Source organism: Psychromonas sp., assembly GCF_983033635.1.
This window is the reverse complement of the sequence record NZ_CEZLMY010000244.1, coordinates 1-3,988: the sequence shown is the minus strand read 5'-3', so window position 1 is coordinate 3,988 and position 3,988 is coordinate 1. Positions and strand designations below refer to the sequence as shown.

Annotated in this window: 7 protein-coding genes; 6 read left to right on the top strand and 1 reads right to left on the bottom strand. The window is 37.9% G+C overall.

Annotation, left to right across the window (positions count from 1 at the left end; genetic code table 11):
- The first annotated feature begins 145 nt into the window (after positions 1-145).
- The 5 genes from AC4GME_RS17850 (at position 146) to AC4GME_RS17830 (ending at position 3,371) form a co-directional block, all read left to right on the top strand.
- Complete coding sequence (locus tag AC4GME_RS17850; RefSeq protein WP_490376763.1) at positions 146-571, top strand: GFA family protein; 426 nt, start codon at positions 146-148, stop codon at positions 569-571.
- Between the two features lie 36 nt (positions 572-607).
- A complete protein-coding gene (locus AC4GME_RS17845) occupies positions 608-1,036 on the top strand; it encodes a VOC family protein (protein ID WP_490376762.1) in 429 nt (142 codons plus the stop codon).
- 86 nt (positions 1,037-1,122) lie between these two features.
- Entirely contained in the window at positions 1,123-1,695 is a 573-nt protein-coding gene (locus tag AC4GME_RS17840) for a DUF922 domain-containing Zn-dependent protease (RefSeq protein ID WP_490376761.1), read from the top strand.
- Between the two features lie 111 nt (positions 1,696-1,806).
- Positions 1,807-2,643 carry an MBL fold metallo-hydrolase gene (locus AC4GME_RS17835; protein WP_490376760.1) on the top strand — a complete coding sequence of 279 codons (837 nt, stop codon included), beginning with the start codon at positions 1,807-1,809 and terminating at the stop codon, positions 2,641-2,643.
- Between the two features lie 182 nt (positions 2,644-2,825).
- Positions 2,826-3,371: a sugar O-acetyltransferase gene (locus tag AC4GME_RS17830; RefSeq protein ID WP_490376759.1), complete on the top strand. Its 546-nt coding sequence runs from the start codon at positions 2,826-2,828 to the stop codon at positions 3,369-3,371.
- Between the two features lie 80 nt (positions 3,372-3,451).
- Here the strand turns inward: AC4GME_RS17830 and AC4GME_RS17825 are convergent, their stop codons facing one another.
- Positions 3,452-3,691, bottom strand: coding sequence for a hypothetical protein (locus AC4GME_RS17825; RefSeq protein WP_490379938.1), 240 nt, complete (start codon positions 3,689-3,691; stop codon positions 3,452-3,454).
- Between the two features lie 49 nt (positions 3,692-3,740).
- On the opposite strand from AC4GME_RS17825, the gene AC4GME_RS17820 reads away from it, so the two are divergent.
- Positions 3,741-3,988: hypothetical protein (locus tag AC4GME_RS17820; RefSeq protein WP_490379937.1), on the top strand; the 248-nt coding region annotated here is incomplete at its 3' end.

Here is a 3,988-nt window from a genome sequence, read left to right as displayed (position 1 = left end):
CTTCCTACAGAGGACTTTCACCTCATTAGTTCATGCCCATGCTGGGCGTACACAAAAAAATCAACAGGACAAAATAAAGTATCGCTGCGCTCGACACTACTTTATTTTGCCCGTTATTTAAGACGTTAGTGCTGAGGATAAATTTATGAAGGATTTTGTTTCGGGAGAATCAAGCTGTCTATGCGGAAGTGTGAAAATTAAAGCTAATAACATAAGTCCGAATATAACCGTGTGCCATTGTGATATGTGTAGAAAGTGGGGAGGTGGTCCAGCGCTCGCATTGCAGTGTGGAACGGAATTAGAAATTGAAGGAGATGATCAAATACATGTTTTTGACTCGTCCGAGTGGGCCGAAAGAGGTTTTTGTGCGAACTGTGGTACGCATTTGTTTTATAGAATCAAAGGTACAGGTGAATATAGTATTCCGGCGGGATTCTTTCCCGAGCTGAAAGGATTGGAAATTGAGGTTCAATACTTTAGTGATAAAAGGCCTGACTACTATTGCTTTACCAATAAAAGCAAGGAATTGACCGGAGCAGAAGTATTTGCCATGTATGCTCCAGAGAAATAAACGCATACCAAGCAGTTAAATTAAGAGGTTAGGAAAGTGGAACCAAGAATCAGCATTATTACTTTAGGTGTGTCAGATCTAGAAAAGTCTTATGAATTTTATACATCTTTAGGGTTCCCGACATCAAGGAAGCCCGACTCAGGTATCGTATTTTTCAAAACAGGCGGTGTGTGCTTAGCTCTGTATCCTTTCGATGAGTTGGCAAAAGATGTGTCTCCTGATTTCAAAGCTGAGCGTCCTGAATTTTCGGGTATTACGCTGGCTCACAATACAAAAGAAAAATCGGAAGTAGATGCAATATTAAAACTTGCAGAAAAGTCGGGTGGCAAAATTGAGAAGCAAGCTCAAGATGTTTTCTGGGGTGGATATAGCGGTTATTTCTCAGATCCAGATGGATACTTGTGGGAAGTCGCTTATGGTGACTGCTGGCAATTTAACGATGATGGTAGCCTGGTAATTGAGTAAAAGAGCTGACAAGGCCAGCAAAGCTGGACCTAGTTTCACTCGGCCGCTTACGGTGAGTGTTATGCAAAAATAAAAGGTGATAATCAATGAAATTGATAATGGTGTTATTGGGTGGACTGTTCATGGCATTTTCATCTTTGACGCTTGCAAAAGAATCTGTCGATGAAAGTTATAAATTTTATCAGGTAAATCCCAATTCAAAAACTGAAATTCTTAGCTCATTAAATAAAACTTCTCCAATAAAAAGTGACGGAAGTATTTTTCATGGCTATGCATATTCGTATATAAAATGGAATTTCAGGTGGAAATATAATAAAAATAGTTGTTGGATTACTTATGTAAATACAGAGTTAAATACCACTTATACGCTTCCAAAGCTTGTTAGTGATATTGAAGAAGTAAATGGAATATGGAATAAGTGGTATCCCAATTTGGTGATTCATGAAAAAGGGCACCATCAATTGGCTATAGCAATAGCTCAAAAGATTCAGAAAAAAATAACTGAACTGCCCTCACTAGCTACATGTTCAGAATTGGAGCAAAAGGCTAATGGAATTGGATACAAGCTTGTAGATGAGTTGGGCTTGTTAAATCATGAATATGACGAACGAACTAATCATGGAGAAACTCAAGGAGCAAGTTTATTCAGCTACCTATAATACTTTGCGCATTAACTGGAGTGTTATGTTCCCTAGGTGATGTTTCACTTTCCTTTGAAAGTTACTGATATTACAACAATATAACTGAAGAATGAGTGTGGGAAATAAATCATGGAATTGAAAGTTTTAGTGGATAACAACACAATAATAGATCGTTATTATTTAGCTGAGCCAGCTGTCTCGTATTTGATTTGTGACGGTGATACCAAGATATTATTTGATGTGGGATATTCAGATATATTTATAAAAAACGCGCGAAAAATGGATGAGTCCCTTATGGATATTAACTACGTTGTTATCTCTCACGGACATAATGATCATACTGGTGGTTTAGTTCCTCTTGTGAAATTTTACTCTGAGGCAAAAGCAGAAAATTTAAATTACATCAATCCAACTGTTATAGCGCATCCAGAAGCTTTTTCATACAAAGAGTATAGTGGTGATGAAATCGGCTCTATTTTAGATAGTAAAAAAATTGGTAGATATTTTGGTACTACTCTGGCGAGTGAACCGTTATGGATAACTGATAATCTTGTCTTTCTAGGTGAGATAGAGAGAGGTAATGATTTTGAAAATATTGAGCCAATTGGTCAATGTGAGAAATTATATTCAATGGTAGATGATCATGTTTATGATGACTCCGCACTAGTATATAAATCATTTCAAGGTTTAGTAATAATTACAGGCTGCTCTCATGCAGGTATTTGTAACATTATCGAGTATGCAAAAAAGGTTTGTAATGATGACCGAATTTTAGATGTAATTGGTGGTTTTCATCTTATTGAACCAAGTGAAGTTCAAGCCGAAGGTACGCTGAATTATTTTAATGAGCAGAATATAAAAAATATTCACCCATGTCATTGCACAAGCTTGGAATATAAAATTAAGCTATCAAAATCAACGAATATTATGGATGTGGGTGTTGGTTTATCTATGAGCTACCAATAGTGGCTGAATATATAAATTCGGGAACATAAAGTACTATGGGAACAGGTCTGGTCCCGCATTTTGCTCTTTTAGGCAAAAGACAAGATCTGAGTCTAAGAGTTTAAGCTAAGAGCATTTATTTGCTTGGCATCTATTTCGAGTTGAAAATAATCTACTTGGTAAAAAAATAAGCAGGAAAAGATATGACGCAGGCAGACAGCAACTATCAAAAAATGATTTCAGGTCAGGAATATAGCTACCTGGACACAGAAATAATGACACTGAGAGCACAACAGCAGGAATTGAATCGGCGTGCAAATTTATCGTTCGATTACCAGCACGATACCAAGCTGTTACCACACAAATCACCAGAAGCTATTATTGCATTGCCTTTTTACATCAGTTACGGCCTGCATGTGCATCTCGACAAGCGGGTGTATATTAATGTTAATGTCACCCTACAGGATAATGCACCTATTTACATTGGTGAGAACACTATGGTCGGGCCCAATGCGCAATTTTATACTGCCACCCATCCTCTACAAGCAGATAGAAGGATTCAAGGTTGGGAAACAGCCAAAGCCATACATGTAGGTAAGAATGTATGGATTGGCGGCGGGGCAATTATATTGCCCGGCATTACAATCGGTGATGATGCCGTGATCGGTGCCGGAGCTGTTGTCAGCAAAGATGTACCAACCCGCACTGTAGTTGCCGGAAATCCGGCCAGGATAATAAAACAACTTTAATTATACTGTACAAAATATGGGGTCAAGTTCTGCGTTTTGTTCTTTTAGGCAAAAGACAATACTTTACCCTAAAATCCCATTTAACAACCTTCATAAAATCGATTTATTTTGAAATCAGAGTACTCTGCTGCTTGGCCTGATTCCATAAAAAGTGTCCGTGTTATTTGTACAAAACAGTTACACCCCTGTAATTCAGGTCTGGTTAATTCTTTATCACCCAGATAGAGATAAGTATTTGGCAGGATAGAAGCATAGAACTCAGAAGAAGTAAAACCGTTAAAGTGCATTGCACTTTTTAAGTGTTCGGGCTTAATGCTCATCTTATCATTGAAAATATACAGATCCCCCAGTGTCAGAATAGTTGGAATATTGGTTACTGTATTTGAGCTTTTAATTCCTGCAAAGCCTGCTTTGCTCATAACAAGATTATTAGTCGATTTTAAATTGCCAGCAAAACTGTCCAAAGAAGACTTTTTTGCATCTGCAGAGATATTTATAAATTTTGGCATCGCAACTGCCGCGAGAATAGCAATCAAAGAAACCGGTCAGGAGATTGAGGTGGGTCCGGAAACTTCCATGCTGGATGCCCTGCGCAATAACGGTGTAACGGTTGAATC

What these genes read in the sequence shown, in the direction of transcription:
- AC4GME_RS17850 (WP_490376763.1), top strand. Translation starts at nt 146, where the DNA reads ATGAAGGATTTTGTTTCGGGAGAATCAAGCTGTCTATGCGGAAGTGTG.
- AC4GME_RS17840 (WP_490376761.1), top strand. Translation starts at nt 1,123, where the DNA reads ATGAAATTGATAATGGTGTTATTGGGTGGACTGTTCATGGCATTTTCA.
- AC4GME_RS17835 (WP_490376760.1), top strand. Translation starts at nt 1,807, where the DNA reads ATGGAATTGAAAGTTTTAGTGGATAACAACACAATAATAGATCGTTAT.
- AC4GME_RS17830 (WP_490376759.1), top strand. Translation starts at nt 2,826, where the DNA reads ATGACGCAGGCAGACAGCAACTATCAAAAAATGATTTCAGGTCAGGAA.
- AC4GME_RS17825 (WP_490379938.1), bottom strand. Translation starts at nt 3,691, where the DNA reads ATGAGCATTAAGCCCGAACACTTAAAAAGTGCAATGCACTTTAACGGT.